We start from the raw sequence: 16,220 nt of genomic DNA, 5'->3' as shown, positions 1-16,220 counted from the left end.
CGCGGTCGCCCCTTAACAGTTGAAAACAGATGTCTATTTCGTTCGATCTTACCATTGATGATACGCGCGACCAGCTGGCCCGCCATGTGCGCGCCAATCTGGACGCAAAGCCGTCGCTCATCGGCATGTCGCGCGAGGAAATGGCCGAAGCGCTCGTCAAGGCTGGCGTGCCGGAACGTCAGGTGAAGATGCGCATCAGCCAGCTCTGGCACTGGCTCTATGTGCGCGGCGTTTCCGATTTCGCCGATATGCGAAATATTTCCAAGGATTTGCGCGCCATTCTGGCGCAGCATTTCACCATTGCGCGCCCGGAAGTGGTCGAAGAGCAGATTTCGCAGGACGGCACCCGCAAGTGGCTGTTCCGATTTCCGCCGCGGGGCGCTGGCCGCCCGGTCGAGATCGAAAGCGTCTATATTCCCGAAGAAGGTCGCGGCACGCTGTGCGTTTCCAGCCAGGTCGGCTGCACGCTGACCTGCTCGTTTTGCCATACTGGCACGCAGAAGCTGGTGCGCAATCTGACTTCGGAAGAAATTCTGGCGCAGCTTCTGACCGCCCGCGACCGGCTCGGCGACTTCCCGGACAAGGACACGCCCGACGGTGCCATGGTGCCCGCCGAAGGCCGCAAGATCACCAATATCGTGATGATGGGCATGGGCGAGCCGCTCTATAATTTCGAGGAAGTGAAGAAGGCTCTGATCATCGCCTCCGATGGTGATGGCCTGTCGCTTTCCAAGCGTCGCATCACGCTTTCGACCTCCGGCGTGGTGCCTGAAATCTACCGCACCGGCGATGAAATCGGCGTGATGCTCGCCATTTCTCTGCATGCCGTGCGCGACGAGTTGCGCGACATTCTGGTGCCGATCAACAAGAAATATCCGCTGGAGCAGCTCATCAAGGCTTGCCGCGAATATCCCGGCCTGTCGAATGCCAAGCGCATCACATTCGAATATGTGATGCTGAAGGACATCAACGACAGCCTGGAAGATGCCAAGCTTCTGGTGAAGCTGTTGCAGGGCATTCCGGCCAAGATCAATCTCATTCCGTTCAATCCATGGCCCGGCACCAACTATCAGTGCTCGGACTGGGAACAGATCGAGCGCTTTGCCGATTACGTCAATGCAGCCGGTTATGCCTCGCCGATCCGCACGCCGCGTGGTCGCGATATTCTCGCCGCCTGCGGTCAGTTGAAGTCGGAATCGGAACGCATGCGCAAGAGCGAACGCCTTGCGCTGGAAGCCATGATGATCGCCGGACACGGCGAATAAACGGGGCGAATAACCCGATAAAGCGAGCGCGCATGAACGATACATTCGACTACATAATGCGCTTCGTCGTTATTCTTTTTGGCTATTGCTGCGGCTTGCTGGCAACCGGTTGGTTTCTGGCGGCAATCCTGTTTCGCAGCATCGGCGTTGATGCGCTGATGGACGATTTCGCGATGATGGCCGGGGCAGGCAATACGGAAGCCGCCAGCCTTTGGGCCACAACCAGCTTCTGGAGCAGCGTTTTCGTCGGCGGTTTCATCGTGGCCATGCTGGCAGGCGGCATCAGCTTCCTGCCAGCGGCCATCGTCATTCTGCTTGCCGAAGCACGCGGTTATCGCTCGTCGGTGTTTTATTGCGTTGTGGGCGCCATCATCGGCCTTGGAACCGCGGGAACCGCTATTCCGTTTCGCGGATCGGACGACTGGCCGGAAATGCCGCTCTGGATCGCAGCCTTCGTCGGTGCGGGCATTGTCGGCGGCTTCATCTACTGGCTGATAGCAGGCCGCAATGCCGGACGGCTTTCCGACCACCCGGCTGGGTAGACATCAGGTTATTTCGCCTGCGCGGTGATGATTTTCAGGGCGAAAGCCGAAAACACGCCCGCAAACAACCAATCCACAATGCGCGTGACCGTCGGGTTCTTCTTCAGGAGGCCCGCAAACCGGTCGGCTGCGACCACCATCGGAATGGTGAAGGGCAGCGCCAGCGGGATGAAGGACAGGCCGAGGAAGAACAATTTGCCCATCGCATGCGGGTCCGTTACGGAAACGAACTGCGGCAGGAAGGTCATGTTGAACAGAATGATCTTCGGGTTGAGCAGATTGATGCCAAGCCCGGTTGCCCAGTTCTGAACCAGCGTATGTTTCTTACCGCCGTTCTTTTCCGGCGAAAACGCCGAACCCTTGCGGATTGCCTGTACGGCGAGCCAGACGAGATAGCCCGCACCCACAACCTTCAGCACGGTGAAGGCAGCCGGAGAAGCGATAATCAGCGCCGAAAGCCCCAGCGCCACCATGGTGGTGTGGATGACGATGCCGGTGCTTGCGCCAGCCATGCAGGCGAAACCGGCTGCCTTGCCTTCAGACAAGGCCCGTCCGACGAACAGCGTCATATCCGGGCCGGGTGTGATGGAAAGAATGGCGGTTGCAATCGCGAACTGGACGAAAATGGTCCATTCGGGAATGAAGGTCAGGTTTGTCAGGAACGACATGCGAAAAGCTCCGAAAATTCGCGGCAAGATAGAGCGGTTCCTGTTTTGACCGAATCGTCGGAACCGCTCTATCCTGTTTGTTTTGAGCATTATCCGACGCAAAACCGCTTCGCACTTTTGCTGGAAATGCTCTAACGCGAATCAAATCTCGCCGCTACTGGATTCTCGGGTCTTTTCGATAAGTCGCAGCCATCCGGCTTGCACGTCGCCTAGCAACTGATAAAAGGACAGCAACATCCAATTCCCAAGCCCTGCGGATGCTCTCCCCGAGCGGACAATGGGTCATCCATCGTATCGGAAGTTGACTATGAGCAAGTGGAAAGACGTTAAGAAAGTCGTGCTCGCCTATTCAGGCGGTCTCGACACCTCGATCATCCTGAAATGGCTTCAGACGGAACTCGGCGCGGAAGTCGTGACTTTCACCGCTGATCTGGGTCAGGGCGAAGAACTTGAACCGGCACGCAAGAAAGCGGAAATGCTGGGCATCAAGGAAATCTTCATTGAGGACGTGCGCGAAGAATTCGTGCGCGATTTCGTTTTCCCGATGTTCCGCGCCAATGCCGTCTATGAAGGCGTTTATCTGCTCGGCACCTCGATTGCCCGTCCTCTGATCTCCAAGCATCTCATCGAGATTGCCAAAAAGACCGGCGCCGACGCCATTGCGCATGGCGCAACCGGTAAGGGCAACGATCAGGTTCGTTTCGAGCTTTCGGCCTATGCGCTGAACCCGGACATCAAGATCATCGCGCCGTGGCGCGACTGGTCGTTCAAGAGCCGCACGCATCTGCTCGAATTCGCCGAACAGCATCAGATTCCGGTTGCCAAGGACAAGAAGGGCGAAGCGCCGTTCTCCGTGGACGCCAACCTGCTGCACTCCTCGTCCGAGGGCAAGGTTCTGGAAGATCCGGCTGTCGAGGCGCCGGAATATGTGCATATGCGCACCATTTCGCCGGAAACAGCTCCCGACAAGGCAACGATCATCAAGATCGGCTTTGAAAAGGGCGATGCCGTTTCGATCAATGGCCAGCGTCTTTCGCCTGCAACGCTTCTTGCCAAGCTTAACGAATATGGCCGCGACAACGGCATCGGTCGTCTCGACCTCGTGGAAAACCGCTTCGTCGGCATGAAATCGCGCGGCGTCTACGAAACGCCCGGCGGCACGATCCTGCTGGCGGCCCACCGCGCCATCGAATCGATCACGCTCGACCGTGGCGCTGCTCACCTCAAGGACGAACTGATGCCGCGCTATGCGGAGCTGATCTATTACGGCTTCTGGTTCTCGCCGGAGCGCGAAATGCTGCAGGCCGCAATCGATCTCAGCCAGAAGAACGTCGAAGGCGAAGTCACCCTCAAGCTCTACAAGGGCAATGTGATGGTGATCGGTCGCGAGTCGGACAAGTCGCTTTATTCCGACAAGCTCGTGACCTTCGAAGACGATCAGGGCGCTTACGACCAGAAAGACGCAGCAGGCTTCATCAAGCTCAACGCGCTGCGGTTGCGTACGCTGGCTGCCCGCGACCGCCGTTAGGCATTGATCTTCAGGCTCTGCTGGCCTGCAAATGGCAGTTTTCTGCGCTTCCGGTGCGCCCGTACCTTTAAGTACGCTGCGCGCCGGTTCTCGAGGCCCACCATTTTCGGCTCACCGCGCCAGAATCTCAACGGCCTAAGGTCTACCGTTTTGGAAACGCCCTTCTCATCGGAGGGCGTTTTTCTTTGTCCTGAATTTTCTTGTTCCTTGAAGAATCCGACGCGCCCACAGGGATCGAACGTTTCCCTGCTTGACTCTTTTCAGAGTCGATTCAATACTAGAACAAATAGAGAACAATGACGGTTCCTGTCTCCGGAACCGCGCCAACAAACACAGACAGATTACAGGATTTTTGACGTGAGCGGCATCGACATCGCGACGTTGCGGCGCATGGTTACCGCCATTGAAGGCAACGATCCGCAAGGAAATTTTGCTGGCGATACAGCTGCCGGTTTCGGACGCGAAAACAGTTTCGCGCTTGGCCACGCGGCAGCGGACGCAGCCTTTCCGCATGGGCTTGCTGGTGATGCCTTGCATGAGGTTTTCGCGGAAAATCCCGGTGCGCATATGGCGGCGACCGGCTTTGCGCTCGCCATGGCATTGCGCGCCACACAAAAGCAGCGACCGATCATCTGGATCGAGGAGGAAACGGCGACAAGCGAATATGGCGGGCTCTACCCGCCGGGGCTGCATGCTTTCGGCATCGCCCCGCACCGGTTGCTGATCGTGCGCTGTCCGAATGCGCAGGATGTCCTGAAGGCGGCCAATGATGTGCTGGAAGCCGGAACCGGCGGCAAGGCTTCGCATCTCGTCTCCGGCATCGTTACCTCGATAACCGGCCAGCCGAAATGCCTCGACCTGACAGCCTCACGTCGCCTGCTGCTGGCAGCGGAGACAGCGCAACTGCCGGTCATCCTGCTTCGAAGTCATCGCACCGGCGTGCAAAGCGCTGCCGTCAGCCGATGGCGTGTCGCACCTGCGCCTTCGCGCTCCAGCGGGGCCAATGCGCCCGGAAAACCGGCCTTCCTGGCCGTTCTGGAGCGCAACCGTCATGGCACATGCGGCCAGTGGATCATGGAATGGAACAATGAAACCCTTGAATTCGGCATCAGAGAACGGGAAGGAAGCGGCAGCGTCGGCATCTATGGCGTTCATGGCGCTGTGGTTTCCGTTCCTGCCGACGGACAGGCTGCACCGCGCCGGGCGATCTGATGCATCCTCCGGGCAAGCGTCCGACGCACTGCCGCTTGTCATTACCGAGCGCACCGCCAATGCGCTTCGGTTGACGGCCATCGACGTCAAGGCCGCCAAGCTCGGGCTTTATCCCGGCATGGCGCTGACCGATGCGCGGGCGCGTGTGGAAAGGCTTGATGTGGCCAATGCCGCGCCGGAGCGCGATGCCGCCCTGCTCAACAAAATGGCCCATTGGTGCGAACGCTATACGCCACTTGTCGCCTTCGATCCGCCGCACGGGCTGATGCTGGACATTACCGGCTGCGCGCATCTGTTCGGCGGACTGGTCGCCATGCATGCCGATGTGATCCAGCGTATCGAGCGCGCTGGTCTGCACGTGCGGGCAGCCATTACCGATAACAGTTTTGCGGCGCGGCTTCTCGCCCGTGGCACCAGAGGCGGCGTATTCGACAAGGCGCAGGCCGATGCCGTGTTGCCGCGCCTGCCGCTTTCCGCGCTTGAACTGGCCGATGCCGCTGAAACCGGCCTCAAGCGCGCGGGCCTGAAACGCATCGGCGATGTGATGGCGCTGCCGCGTGCAGCACTCACCGCGCGCTTTGGTCCCGATCTCGCCACCCGTCTCGGTCGCCTGACACGGCAGGAGCGCGCGCCCATCTCGCCGCTACGCATGGTGCCGCTCGCAACGGCAGAGCGCCGCCAGTCCGAGCCTCTGACCGCCATGGAACTGGTGGAGCGCATCTTGCAGGAATTGGCGCAGGAGCTGTTCGCCCGGCTTGAGACGGAAGGCAAAGGCGCGCTTTTGATCGAAGCATCCTTCTTCCGGGTCGATGGCGAGATACGCCATATCCGCATTGAAACCGGCCAGCCTCTGCGCGATGACAGGGTTTTTCTGCGTCTTGCGCGCGAAAGGCTCAACGCCCTCACCGATCCGCTGGATGCCGGTTTCGGCTTCGACATGATCAGGCTTGCCGCCTTGCGCAGCGCTGCAGTCACACAACGCCAGACCGGGCTGGACCAGCATGAGGAAGATGATGCCGGCTTCAGCCAGCTGATCGACCGGCTCTCGGCGCGTCTGGGGCCGGACCGCGTGCTGGTGCCTTTCGCGCGCGATACGCATATGCCGGAGCGCGCTTTTGGCCTGCGCCCTGCCCTGCATGGCAGCCGCGCAAACCAGACCGGTTATGAAAGCAGCCCAACGCTCGCCGGTGACCCGCCAGCGCGCCCCATAAAACTGTTTCGCCCGCCGCAGCTGATCGAAAGCGTGGCGGAAGTGCCGGACAGCCCGCCCTCATTCTTCCTGTGGCGGCGGGTTCGCCATCATATTCGCCTTGCCGAAGGACCAGAGCGGATCGAGCCGGAATGGTGGCTTTCCATCGGTCACGACGTACCGGAACTGCGCGATTATTACCGGGTGGAAGATGTGAACGGCCAGCGTTTCTGGATTTTCCGCGAAGGTCTTTATGACGGCGCCAATCATCCGCGCTGGTTCCTGCATGGGTTGTTTGCCTGATGCCCCATATCGAGAAAAAACCCGCTTATTATGAAATGGCTGTCGCCAGCAATTTTTCGTTCCTGTGCGGCGCGTCGCACCCGCAGGAACTGGTGCTGCAAGCTCGCGATCTTGGCCTTTCCGGCATCGGCATTGCCGACCGCAACACGCTGGCCGGTGTGGTGCGGGCACATGCCGCCTGGAAGGATTTTCGCGACAAAAGCAATTTCCGGCTGTTCATCGGCTGCCGCTTGTCCTTCATCGACGGCACGCCGGATATGGTCGTCTATCCGCGTGACCGACCTGCCTATGGGCAATTATGCCGCCTTCTGACCGAAGGCAAAAGGCGCGCCGCCATCAAGGGCGAATGCCATCTGCTCTGGGCCGATCTGCTGTTTCGCGCCCGACAGTTTCAGATCGCCGTCATGCCCCCGGAAGAGGATGACCCTGCCTTTCCGGCGCGTCTGTCGGAAATCGCCACGGCGGCACAAGGCTGCATCTGGCTGGCGCTTGCCATGCCGCATCAGGGCCATGACGGACGCCGGGCCGAACGCATCGCCCGCTTTGCAGCCGAAGCCGGTGTGCCGCTTCTCGCCACTAATGATGTGCTCTATCACCACCCCAACCGCCGCGCGCTTCAGGATGTGCTGACGGCAACCCGCCATCACAGCACGGTTTTTGCCGCCGGGCGGCTGCTGGAGAAAAACGCCGAGCGCCATCTGAAACCAGCGCAGGAAATGGTGCGGCTGTTCCGCCAATATCCGCAGGCGATTGCCGCGACCGCCGATTTCATCGCGCCCATCACCTTCCAGCTCGACGAGTTGAAATATGATTATCCCGACGAGCCCGTGCCACCGGGAAAGACACCGCAACAGCATCTGCATGATCTGGCCTGGGAAGGCGCTGCCCGACATTACGGTGCCGATAATATACCGCCGAAGGTGCAGGCGCTGATCCACAAGGAACTGGCGCTGATCGAAAAGCTGCAATATGCGGCCTATTTCCTGACCGTCTATGACATTGTTCAATATGCCAAGTCAGAAAACATTTTGTGTCAGGGGCGCGGTTCGGCGGCAAATTCCGTCGTCTGCTTCTGCCTTGGCATAACCGGTGTTGACCCGACTGAAGTCGACCTGCTGTTCGAGCGCTTTATCTCTGCCGAACGCCAGGAACCGCCAGATATCGACGTCGATTTCGAGCATGAGCGACGCGAGCAGGTGATGCAATATGTCTATAAGCGCTATACCACCGACCGCGCGGCGATTGTCGCGACCGTCATCAGCTATCGGTCCCGCAGTGCGATCCGCGATGTCGGCAAGGCGCTGGGCTTGACGGAAGATGTGACGGCGGCGCTCGCCAATACGGTCTGGGGCATATCCGGCGGCGGCATCGACAAGGAGCATATTCGTCAGGCAGGCCTCGACCCGGACAATCCGGTGATCCGGCGCGCCGTGGAACTCGCCATAGAGCTGATCGGCTTTCCCCGTCATCTGTCGCAGCATGTGGGGGGCTTTGTGCTCACACGCGACCGTCTGGACGAGACCGTGCCCATCGGCCCGGCGGCCATGGAAGACCGCTATTTCATCGAATGGGACAAGGATGACATTGATGAAGTGGGGCTGATGAAAGTGGATGTGCTGTCACTCGGCATGCTCACCTGCATTCGCAAGGCTTTCGACCTCATTCACCAGCACAAGCCGCAGCTTTATGGCGGTCAAAAGCAGACCCTCGCGACCCTGCCGCGCGAAGAGAGGGCCGTCTATGACATGCTTTGCAAGGGGGATTCACTCGGCGTGTTTCAGGTGGAAAGCCGCGCCCAGATGAACATGCTGCCGCGGTTGCGCCCGCGCAAGTTCTACGATCTCGTCATCCAGGTCGCCATCGTGCGCCCCGGCCCGATTCAGGGCGATATGGTGCATCCTTATCTGAGACGAAGAAGCGGACAGGAGCCCAACATCTTGCCGTCGCCAGCCCCGGAACATGGACCACCGCACGAGCTGCAACAGATATTGGACAAGACCAAAGGCGTGCCGCTGTTTCAGGAACAGGCGATGCGCATTGCCATCGAAGCGGCAAAGTTCACGCCCGACGAAGCCAACCAGCTTCGCCGCGCCATGGCGACTTTCCGCAAGATGGGCACCATCCACACCATGGAGAAAAAGATGATCGACGGCATGGTCAATCGCGGTTACGACCGGAGCTTTGCCGAGAATTGTTTCAATCAGATCAAGGGGTTCGGCGAATATGGCTTCCCCGAAAGCCATGCGGCCAGCTTTGCGCATCTGGTCTATATTTCCGCGTGGATCAAACATCATCACCCGGAAGTCTTTGCCGCCGCCCTGCTCAATTCACAGCCGATGGGCTTTTATGCGCCAGCGCAGATCGTGCGTGACGCGCGGGAACATGACGTGACGGTCCTGCCCGTCGATGTGAATTTCAGTGCGTGGGATAATCTTCTGGAAGACACTCCCGGTCCGCGCCCTGCTGTGCGGCTCGGCTTTCGCCAGATCGACGGTTTTTCAAAACGTGACACCGAACTGCTGCTTGCCGACCGGCATGAGCCTTATCGCACAATCGAGGATATGCATCGCCGTCTGCGCCTCGACCGGCGCGCCTTCACCGCGCTGGCCGATGCCGATGCTTTCGGCTCGCTCGATATCGACCGCCGCGCAGCACTTTGGGCCGTGCGCCGCCTGCCCAATGACGAAACCCTGCCGCTGTTCCGGGCCGCCGCCACCAGCGAACTGGCGGAAGAGCCGCGCACGAAGCTGCCCGAAATGGCGGCATCCGAACATGTCATTGCCGATTACGAGACGACCCGGCTTTCGCTGAAAGGGCATCCGCTGCAATATTTGCGCGAGGGGCTGGCGGCAGAAGGTGTCTTCACCTGTCGCGCCGTGCAGGAGGGTGCCGATGGTCGCCGGATGAAAGTGGCGGGCGTCGTGACTGTGCGCCAGCGCCCCGGCAGCGCGAAGGGTGTTGTGTTTCTCACCATCGAGGATGAGACCGGCATTGCCAATATCGTTGTCTGGCCGAAAATCATGAAAGCGTTTCGCCGTGAGGTGATGGGCGCGCGCCTGATCCGCATCGAAGGCCGCATCCAGCGCAGCCCGGAAGGCGTGGTGCATCTGGTGGCGGCCAGGATCGAAGACCGCTCCAGCGCCCTGATGGATCTGAGCGGGCGCGAGGCGCAACGCCTCGTCGCGCCGTCACAAATGGCGCATCACCCGAGAAATGTGCGGATCATGCCGAAGTCGCGAGACTTCCATTGAGAATTTCAGTTCCAGGCACCGACAAAAAACACCGCACAATAATGCAGCATCGCCCCGACGACGACAAAGCCATGCCAGATGGCGTTCTGGAAACGCAGCCGCTGCCAGACGTGAAAGATCACGCCCAGCGAATAGACAATGCCGCCCGCCGCGATCAGCCAGAACACGGTCGTCGGCAGCGATTGAGTGATCGTGTCGTAGACCATGATCCCGCTCCATCCGAGCGCCAGATAAAGCAGGATCGACAGCCGGTCGAAACGACCGGGCAGAAAAAGCTTCAGCATGATGCCGACGAAAGCCACGCCCCATACGAAGAGCAAAAGCGGCACGGCGCGATCTCCCATATGCATGGCGAAAGGCGTGTAGGTTCCGGCAATCAGCAGATAAATGGCCGAGTGATCGAACCGACGCAGGAACCATTTTGTCGGCGAGACGGGCCAGATATTATAAACCGCCGAAATGCCAAGCGCGCCCAGAAGGCTTGCCAGATAGACACTGGACGAAATCGAGGTCGTTGCGGAACTGTTCGGCAGAAAATAGATCAGCATGGCAACCGCACCGGCGAAAGCCAGCGCCACGCCAAGCACATGGATAACACCATCCGCCCAGAGTTCGGCCTTGTCGTAATGCCATTTGATGGAATGTGGCAGCTTCATAATCTTCGCCCTGTCCGGTCTTCGGACAGGGAACTACCTTCGCTTTGCAGCGTCAAGATGACAGTTAAACGCATCGTGCTTTCCAAGAATCGATTCCGATTTTTGGGCCGATGCGCCAGTCGATATGGGGAATTAAACCGGCGACCAAGCGCCGCCGGGAGAAGCTTATTGTGCTGGCGTGTATAACGCCTGGATCGGTGCAACACCCGGCAGCGGCGCCGAAGAACCGCTTGGCAGGGACACCGGCTCGATGGCAGCCGCGGCATCGCGGGTCGGACCGTTGCTGAAACCGCCATCCATGCCGGTTTCTTCCAGCATGCCCTTGCGCTTGGCATCGTAATAATAGCCGCGTGCATAGAAACGCACGGCCTGGCTTTCATTGCCACCCGCAACCTTATATGCGCCCGACAGATAGCGAACGGCATATTTCAGGTTGGTTTCGGCATCGAGCAAGCCCTTCGGCGCACCCGTATAGCCCATGCCGCGTGCGGTCGGATGGCTGATCTGCATCAGACCCCAATAGGGACCGTTGCGCGCACCGGGATTGAAGCGGCTTTCGCGATGCACGACGCGGCGCACCAGACGCTCAGGCACATCATAAGCGACGGAATATTTGGCAATCAGCGCATCGAGATTTTTCGGCGCGCTCTCCGGCGTTTCAAACGCCATATTGGCGGCAACCGAGGCAGGCGAAGCGGCGGCACGTGCCCCTGCATAGGCCATCATCGGCTGCGAAACGCCGCGTTCGCCCGGAATAGGAACGGCGGCAGGCAGAACCGGCTCGGCAGAAGCAACAGCCTCGACACCAGCAGCCGGTACGCCGGGAACAGCAGCGCCATCCGTCGTGGTGGCAGCGGCAATCGCGGCAGCACCGCCCGTTGCAGCCGGACCAGCGGCCATGGCCGTTGCGGTCGTGCCGACAGCGGCATTAGCGACTGGTGCAGGGGAAGCCGCAGCGCCGGGAACGGCAGTGCCAGCGGCGGCCACGGCAACGGTCTTCGCATCCGTCACCTGTGCGGCGCCCGGTGCAGGGGTCTGCGTTGCAGCATCCGTTGGGGAAATCAGCGCCGTTTTCACGGGCTTGCCGTCATTGGTGGTGTTGCAGGCGCTCAGCGCCACGGCACAGCCCAAAAGCAGGACACCCTTGCCGAGAAGGGAAGCGGATGCAGAAGAAAAAAGCGCGAAACGCATGGCTGGACCCGTTCTCAGGAATCGAAATCTTTTTCGATGCGTTTTTCAAGCTCGACCAGATCGTCAGGCAGCGGCAAACCGTTCGCACGGAGCGCATTCAGCTTTTCGCGAACCGTTTCGCGGATTTCATGGGCGTCCTGCGGCTGATTCACCATTTGCTCAAACAGCAGCGCAATTTCCGCCTTGATGTCCTCGAATGCCATCCAGATCCTCTTGGCTTAACGGCCTCCAGGAAGCCCGTTGCAGTCAATATTCTTTCGGTCGATGACAGTTCTGTACCATGCAAAAGACGAAAAACGGAAGCGCTAAACGTCTGGGTCGCGCCAAAATGAATATTTCAAATGGTAACAAAAGGATTAACGCGCTCAGAGAATGCGCGGCAGCATCGTATCTATCACATTGAAATCCAATGCAAATATTCCAAGATCGTCGAAGTCCAGTCCACCATTCGGATCGAACAGATAAATGCTCATCCAGATGAGCGCGATGACCAGCAAAATGGCCAGAATCGTGAGAATCAAAAGGCGTTTGCCGAGCGCCGCCTTGCGACCCGCCCCCTGTTTTGAATGCTTGGCCATCGTCACTTGTCGCCCCGGCTTTGCTGCTTCGGCGTGGTATCGAACGCGCTAATCATCATTGGTCGCGTTCAGTTCTTCCGGCGGTGTGCCGTGTTCTGGCGCCGCGGGCAGATAGCCTTCATGGACCAGCCATTTGCGCAAAATCAGCGTTATGGCTTCTGTCAGGTTCAGACCCGGATGCTTTTCAGCGATGACGCGCTCCAAAGCATCATGCACGTCATCGGGAAGATAGGTGCTCATTCTGTCTCCTCCGCTTAGAGCGCATTTCGATCTGATTGAATCAGATCGGCGCTCTGGTCCTTTGCTTTAACGCGCATCTTGTCCGAAAACCGGTTCCCACTTTTCGGGATGCGCTGTAGTCCTTTGCTTTAGCGCGCATCTTGTCCGAAAACCGGTTCCCACTTTTCGGGATGCGCTTTATAGAAAATCAGGCAACCGTAACCGACAAGCTGCCGACACCATCCACCTTGCCCACAAGGTGGTCGCCGCGCTGCACGGGACCGACGCCTGCGGGGGTGCCTGTAAATATAAGATCGCCCGGTTGCAGCTCAAAGAGCGACGAAAGATAGGAGATCGTTTCCGCCACTTTCCAGATCATCTGGTTGAGGTCGCCAGACTGGCGCGTCTCGTCATTGATGGACAGCGAAATCGATGCGGACTGCGGATGGCCGACATCCGATACTGGCGCGATGGCAGAGCATGGCGCGGAATGCTCGAATGCCTTGGCGACTTCCCACGGGCGACCGGCCTTCTTGGCGACCGCTTGCAAGTCGCGCCGCGTCATGTCGATGCCCACCGCATAGCCATAAACGTGATCCAGCGCCTGTTCGACCGGAATATCGATGCCGCCAGTCTTCAATGCGACCACAAGCTCGATCTCGTGATGCACATCCTCGGTCTTGGGCGGATAGGGAAAATCGCCGCCATTGATCACCAGACTGTCGGGATTTTTCTGGAAGAAGAACGGCGGATTGCGGGTCGGATCGCCGCCCATTTCAATGGCGTGATCGGCATAATTCTGACCGACGCAATAGATGCGATGCACGGGAAAAGCTGCGTCCGTGCCCTTCACGGGCAGAATAGGCTGCGGGCGCGGCGCGAAAACATAATCGGTCATTGGGGATTATTCCGATCGGAAATTGCAGAATGCTACGAATTGGTCCCATCATGCAGGCGCAAGCGCATCCTCGCAAGCCTTGAAAACAGCAATTCCCCGTTATCGCCCATCCGTCGCGACGACAAATTCCGCTTGGCGCGATTGGCTCACGACAAGCTTAGCGTTCGGAATATCGTTGGACAATGCGCGGCTGCGCGCCGTCTCCTCGTCGAAACCAAAAGAGAGCCAGCGGTCGATCAACCGCCGCTCCAGCACCGGAAAAGACACATCGAGACGGATTGTCATGTCGAAAAACGGCGCAAGTCCCGACCATGGTTCCTGATCGAGCAGCAGGTAATTGCCCTCAACCAGAAGCACGCGATGCTCGGGCCCGACCACCGAGGCCGCCGCGCGGGAAAGCTCCAGCGAACGGTCGAACACAGGAATGAACACTTCGTCGCGTGCATGTTTCAGCCGTTCCAACAGGGCGGCAAAACCGGCGCAATCGAAGGTCGGCGGCGACCCTTTGCGACTGCGCAACCCGCGCTGATCGAGAATCACGTCATCAAGGTGAAACCCGTCCATCGGCACGACGATGGATGGGCCATCAGCGCCCTTGTTGAGCGCCATGCACAGTTCTTCCGCGAGGGTGGATTTGCCCGCGCCCGGAGGACCCGCAATGGCGACAATCAGCCGGCTATCCACCTTCGAAAGCCGCGCAAGAATTTCTGAAGGCAGGGCTTCGCGGTCGATAGGCGTCATGTCCGGTTTCCGTTTCGTGGTCGTGCGGACAGATGTCCCGATTCGTGCAGCCCGCTCAAGGGAGTTAGGCAGCTTCGGCCTTCGGTCGCATTGCACCCGTCATCAGAGCCACAGCGTCCGACATGGAATATTCCTTCGGGTCAATCACCGTCAGGCGACGTCCGAGCCGGTGAATATGAATCCGATCGGCTACTTCGAACACATGCGGCATGTTGTGCGAAATGAGTACGATGGGCATGCCCCGCGCCTTCACGTCGAGGATCAGTTCCAGCACGCGGCGCGATTCCTTGACGCCAAGCGCTGCTGTCGGTTCATCCATGATCACGACCTTGGACCCGAAAGCGGCAGCGCGCGCCACGGCAACGCCCTGACGCTGGCCGCCGGACAGCGTCTCCACCGCTTGACCGATATTCTGGATGGTCATCAGGCCCAGCTCCGTCAGCTTGTCGCGGGCGATCTTCTCCATCGCGCCGCGATCGAGCATGCGAAACAGCGAACCGAGCGGTCCCTTGCGGCGGATTTCCCGCCCGAGAAACAGATTGTCAGCGATGGAAAGCGCAGGCGACAAAGCGAGGTTCTGATAAACCGTCTCGATGCCCGCATGGCGTGCTTCCATCGGCGAATGGAAACTGACCGGTTTTCCGTCGAGCTTGATCTCGCCTTCGTCGGGCTTGATCGCGCCAGACAGCGCCTTGATCAGCGAGGATTTACCGGCGCCATTGTCGCCGATAACCGCGAGGATTTCGCCCGGATAGAGATCGAAATCGGCATGGTCGAGCGCGGTAACGCGCCCGTAACGCTTGACCAGACCCTTTGCCGAGAGAACAGGTGTAGCCGAGGTTTTCATGCGGCAGCCTTTCTGATCCATTGGTCGATAGCGACGGCGGCGATGATGAGAACGCCGATCAGGAGATAGGTCCATTGCGGATCGGTGCCCCACAGGCGCAAGCCAAGCGAAAATACGCCGACGATCAGCGCGCCGAACATGGTGCCGAGGATCGAGCCGCGCCCGCCGAAGAGCGAAATGCCGCCGATCACCACAGCCGTGATGGATTCGATATTGGCGAACTGGCCTGCGGTCGGCGACACGGAGCCAAGGCGGCCAATCATCGCCCAACCGGCCAGAGCGCAGATGATACCGGCCAGAACATAGACGGACATCAGGATCGGTTTGACCGAAACGCCCGACAGCTTTGCCGCCTCCGGATCGTCGCCAATGGCATAGACATGGCGGCCCCAGGCGGTGTGGTTCAGCACATACCAGAGCAGCAGCACCAGAAGCACCATGGCGATGACGCCATAGGTGAAGACAGCGCCACCGACACGAATGCTCTCGCCGAAGAATTGCAAGATTGGCGCTTGCGCGGTTATTTCCTGCGCGCGGATGGTTTCATTGGCCGAATAGAGGAAATTTGTGGCCAGAATCACCTGCCACATGCCGAGCGTGACGATGAAGGGCGGCAGGCGGACATAGGCCACCAGAAAGCCGTTGATAAAGCCGCACAGTGCGCCGGTGGCAAAGCCAAGCACGATGGAAAGCTCGGCTGGCAGGCCATAGCGGAAGGTGAACTGGCCCATCACCACCGATGACAGCACCATGATCGCGCCGACCGAAAGATCGATACCGGCAGTGAGAATAACCAGCGTTTGCGCTGCGGCCACGATGCCGGTGATGGCGACCTGCTGAAGAATGAGCGTGAGCGCGAAAGCGGAGAAGAACTTGCCGCCCAATGTGACACCGAACACCACCAGCGACAGGACCAGCACGATCAGCGGCACGGCTGCCGGATTGTGATGCAGGAAATTCCGCATCCGATAAAGCGCCGACTGGTCACCCGCATCAAAGGAGGCCACGTCGGATGCGCTTTGCGAAAGGGTCGTTTCAAACGCCTGCATCGACGGTTTTTGTGCAGCGGAAGCCGCCTCTGGCTCACTCATGATTATCTCCTGCTTTCAGCTGCAAAACGGTCCGGCAAATC

Annotated in this window: 16 protein-coding genes; 6 read left to right on the top strand and 10 right to left on the bottom strand. The window is 59.3% G+C overall.

The features are described from left to right. Positions 1–29: 29 nt before the first annotated feature. Positions 30–1,265 carry a 23S rRNA (adenine(2503)-C(2))-methyltransferase RlmN gene (gene rlmN, locus HWD97_RS05190; RefSeq protein WP_339440143.1) on the top strand — a complete coding sequence of 412 codons (1,236 nt, stop codon included), beginning with the start codon at positions 30–32 and terminating at the stop codon, positions 1,263–1,265. Between the two features lie 32 nt (positions 1,266–1,297). Further along, positions 1,298–1,807 (top strand): hypothetical protein, encoded by a 510-nt coding sequence (locus tag HWD97_RS05185; protein ID WP_371834851.1) that lies wholly within the window; start codon positions 1,298–1,300, stop codon positions 1,805–1,807. Positions 1,808–1,815: 8 nt separating this feature from the next. Here the strand turns inward: HWD97_RS05185 and HWD97_RS05180 are convergent, their stop codons facing one another. Further along, positions 1,816–2,475, bottom strand: a complete 660-nt coding sequence (locus HWD97_RS05180) for a LysE family translocator (RefSeq protein ID WP_109368120.1) — start codon at positions 2,473–2,475, stop codon at positions 1,816–1,818. 307 nt (positions 2,476–2,782) lie between these two features. On the opposite strand from HWD97_RS05180, the gene HWD97_RS05175 reads away from it, so the two are divergent. From HWD97_RS05175 to HWD97_RS05160, 4 genes are all read left to right on the top strand, one after another. Further along, positions 2,783–4,003 (top strand): argininosuccinate synthase, encoded by a 1,221-nt coding sequence (locus tag HWD97_RS05175; protein ID WP_339440146.1) that lies wholly within the window; start codon positions 2,783–2,785, stop codon positions 4,001–4,003. A gap of 357 nt (positions 4,004–4,360) precedes the next feature. Then, the gene (locus tag HWD97_RS05170; protein WP_140024489.1) at positions 4,361–5,215 is read left to right on the top strand and encodes an ImuA family protein; all 855 of its coding nucleotides are present in this window, start codon (positions 4,361–4,363) and stop codon (positions 5,213–5,215) included. 40 nt (positions 5,216–5,255) lie between these two features. After that, a complete protein-coding gene (locus HWD97_RS05165) occupies positions 5,256–6,707 on the top strand; it encodes a DNA polymerase Y family protein (RefSeq protein WP_371834872.1) in 1,452 nt (483 codons plus the stop codon). Then, on the top strand, positions 6,707–9,958 hold the full coding sequence (locus HWD97_RS05160; RefSeq protein ID WP_371834850.1) for an error-prone DNA polymerase: 3,252 nt from the start codon (positions 6,707–6,709) through the stop codon (positions 9,956–9,958). The genes HWD97_RS05165 and HWD97_RS05160 overlap by 1 nt, the downstream gene beginning before the upstream one ends. Positions 9,959–9,963: 5 nt before the next feature. On the opposite strand, the gene HWD97_RS05155 is transcribed toward HWD97_RS05160, so the two are convergent. From HWD97_RS05155 to HWD97_RS05115, 9 genes are all read right to left on the bottom strand, one after another. Then, positions 9,964–10,614: a hemolysin III family protein gene (locus HWD97_RS05155; RefSeq protein WP_140024491.1), complete on the bottom strand. Its 651-nt coding sequence runs from the start codon at positions 10,612–10,614 to the stop codon at positions 9,964–9,966. Positions 10,615–10,779: 165 nt separating this feature from the next. After that, positions 10,780–11,805, bottom strand: coding sequence for a transglycosylase SLT domain-containing protein (locus tag HWD97_RS05150; protein WP_371834849.1), 1,026 nt, complete (start codon positions 11,803–11,805; stop codon positions 10,780–10,782). Positions 11,806–11,819: 14 nt separating this feature from the next. Next, positions 11,820–12,008, bottom strand: coding sequence for a hypothetical protein (locus HWD97_RS05145; protein ID WP_078339953.1), 189 nt, complete (start codon positions 12,006–12,008; stop codon positions 11,820–11,822). 162 nt (positions 12,009–12,170) lie between these two features. Next, on the bottom strand, positions 12,171–12,383 hold the full coding sequence (locus tag HWD97_RS05140) for a hypothetical protein (protein ID WP_078339952.1): 213 nt from the start codon (positions 12,381–12,383) through the stop codon (positions 12,171–12,173). 48 nt (positions 12,384–12,431) lie between these two features. Further along, positions 12,432–12,623: a hypothetical protein gene (locus HWD97_RS05135; RefSeq protein WP_140024494.1), complete on the bottom strand. Its 192-nt coding sequence runs from the start codon at positions 12,621–12,623 to the stop codon at positions 12,432–12,434. 187 nt (positions 12,624–12,810) lie between these two features. Beyond that, on the bottom strand, positions 12,811–13,500 hold the full coding sequence (locus HWD97_RS05130; RefSeq protein ID WP_371834848.1) for a fumarylacetoacetate hydrolase family protein: 690 nt from the start codon (positions 13,498–13,500) through the stop codon (positions 12,811–12,813). 99 nt (positions 13,501–13,599) lie between these two features. Beyond that, the gene (locus HWD97_RS05125) at positions 13,600–14,241 is read right to left on the bottom strand and encodes a nucleoside/nucleotide kinase family protein (protein ID WP_371834847.1); all 642 of its coding nucleotides are present in this window, start codon (positions 14,239–14,241) and stop codon (positions 13,600–13,602) included. Between the two features lie 64 nt (positions 14,242–14,305). After that, the gene (locus tag HWD97_RS05120; RefSeq protein ID WP_109368111.1) at positions 14,306–15,088 is read right to left on the bottom strand and encodes an ATP-binding cassette domain-containing protein; all 783 of its coding nucleotides are present in this window, start codon (positions 15,086–15,088) and stop codon (positions 14,306–14,308) included. Continuing rightward, a complete protein-coding gene (locus HWD97_RS05115) occupies positions 15,085–16,179 on the bottom strand; it encodes an ABC transporter permease (protein ID WP_109368110.1) in 1,095 nt (364 codons plus the stop codon). Before HWD97_RS05115 ends, HWD97_RS05120 begins: the two co-directional genes overlap by 4 nt. Positions 16,180–16,220: the final 41 nt, after the last annotated feature.

The organism is Ochrobactrum sp. C6C9 (genome assembly GCF_022627935.1).
Lineage (GTDB): Bacteria > Pseudomonadota > Alphaproteobacteria > Rhizobiales > Rhizobiaceae > Brucella > Brucella teleogrylli.
This window is presented reverse-complemented; position numbering and strand designations above follow the sequence as displayed.

Coding starts and splice junctions, on each gene's coding strand:
- rlmN (WP_339440143.1), top strand. CDS start 30: ATGTCTATTTCGTTCGATCTTACCATTGATGATACGCGCGACCAGCTG.
- HWD97_RS05185 (WP_371834851.1), top strand. CDS start 1,298: ATGAACGATACATTCGACTACATAATGCGCTTCGTCGTTATTCTTTTT.
- HWD97_RS05180 (WP_109368120.1), bottom strand. CDS start 2,475: ATGTCGTTCCTGACAAACCTGACCTTCATTCCCGAATGGACCATTTTC.
- HWD97_RS05175 (WP_339440146.1), top strand. CDS start 2,783: ATGAGCAAGTGGAAAGACGTTAAGAAAGTCGTGCTCGCCTATTCAGGC.
- HWD97_RS05160 (WP_371834850.1), top strand. CDS start 6,707: ATGCCCCATATCGAGAAAAAACCCGCTTATTATGAAATGGCTGTCGCC.
- HWD97_RS05155 (WP_140024491.1), bottom strand. CDS start 10,614: ATGAAGCTGCCACATTCCATCAAATGGCATTACGACAAGGCCGAACTC.
- HWD97_RS05150 (WP_371834849.1), bottom strand. CDS start 11,805: ATGCGTTTCGCGCTTTTTTCTTCTGCATCCGCTTCCCTTCTCGGCAAG.
- HWD97_RS05145 (WP_078339953.1), bottom strand. CDS start 12,008: ATGGCATTCGAGGACATCAAGGCGGAAATTGCGCTGCTGTTTGAGCAA.
- HWD97_RS05140 (WP_078339952.1), bottom strand. CDS start 12,383: ATGGCCAAGCATTCAAAACAGGGGGCGGGTCGCAAGGCGGCGCTCGGC.
- HWD97_RS05135 (WP_140024494.1), bottom strand. CDS start 12,623: ATGAGCACCTATCTTCCCGATGACGTGCATGATGCTTTGGAGCGCGTC.
- HWD97_RS05130 (WP_371834848.1), bottom strand. CDS start 13,500: ATGACCGATTATGTTTTCGCGCCGCGCCCGCAGCCTATTCTGCCCGTG.
- HWD97_RS05125 (WP_371834847.1), bottom strand. CDS start 14,241: ATGACGCCTATCGACCGCGAAGCCCTGCCTTCAGAAATTCTTGCGCGG.
- HWD97_RS05120 (WP_109368111.1), bottom strand. CDS start 15,088: ATGAAAACCTCGGCTACACCTGTTCTCTCGGCAAAGGGTCTGGTCAAG.
- HWD97_RS05115 (WP_109368110.1), bottom strand. CDS start 16,179: ATGAGTGAGCCAGAGGCGGCTTCCGCTGCACAAAAACCGTCGATGCAG.